The sequence below is a fragment of the Nocardia sp. NPDC060220 genome (genome assembly GCF_042727815.1).
Classification (GTDB): domain Bacteria; phylum Actinomycetota; class Actinomycetes; order Mycobacteriales; family Mycobacteriaceae; genus Nocardia.
In genome coordinates, this window is record NZ_JBHWZY010001380.1 from 1 (window position 1) to 1,074 (window position 1,074).

Genomic DNA, 1,074 nt, shown 5'->3' on the forward strand with positions numbered 1-1,074 from the left:
GCCGCCGCCAACCCGCCCCCGGCTTGGCCCACCGGGGGGGCCCTACCGAGCACCCACACCGGCGGGGGCCGTTCCCCGTTCGCTCGGGACGTCCCCACGCCATCGGCGGCGCTCAGGACCATCTGCGGGATGGTCTGCCAGGTCATACCTTCAGCAGCCTCGCGAGATTGCCGCCCATGATCTTGGCCTGATGCTCCAGGCTCAGATCCTTGATCTCGTGGATGTAGCGTGCCGGTTCGGCCAGGCCCTCCGGGTGCGGGTAGTCCGAACCGAACAGGACGTTGTCCACCCCGAGCAGGTCGGCGATCCCGCCGAGGTCCTCTTCCCAGAACGGGCTGACGAAGATGCTGCGCTTGACCGCCTCGACCGGATCCTGATGACCGAAGCCCTCCGGCGCCTTCTTGGCGACGTCGGCGAGGTTCTCCAGCAGCGGCGCCAGCCACGACGCGCCGTTCTCGATGACCGCGACCTTGAGTTCGGGGAAGCGGAACAGCGCGCCGTGGCACACCCACGAGGCCACCGCGTCCTGGATCGGACGCCATTCGGTGGTCATCCGGAAGGTATTGGTCTGGAACGGCAGCATCTCCAGGCTCGAGCCCTCCCACTCGGCGTTGTGTCGCGAGTAGCCGCTGTCGGAGGAGTGCATGGTGACGAGGATGTCGTGCTCGACCACCCGCTTCCAGAACGGGTCGAACTCCGGCAGCGCGAACGAGCGAAGCCCGCGCAGACCGGGGACCGGGGCCGGGCGCACCAGAATCGCCTTGGCGCCGTGCTCGACGCACCAGTCGAGCTCCTCGATCGCCTTCTCGACGATCGGCAAGCTCACCACCGGCACGGTGAAGATGCGGTCCTTGTAGACGAAATTGCCGTCTTCGCCCCAGGTTTCGAGCAGCCACCGGTTCAGCGAATGGATCACCGCGTGGATCAGATCGGGATGGTGGCGCATCCGCTCCTCGACCAGGCTGGCCAGCGTGGGGAACATCAGCGAGCGGTTGAGCTGCAGCTCGTTCATGAGCTCCAGGCGCGCGCCCGGCTCGCGGAACGCCGGGATCGACTTCATCGACTTGCCGAAGA

General features: G+C 67.1%; 1 protein-coding gene. It reads right to left on the reverse strand.

Annotated features, from left to right (window positions below; all coding sequences use genetic code 11):
* Positions 1-142 precede the first annotated feature (142 nt).
* On the reverse strand, positions 143-1,074 hold a 932-nt coding region (locus ACFWF3_RS36935; RefSeq protein ID WP_379318905.1), incomplete at its 5' end, for an amidohydrolase family protein.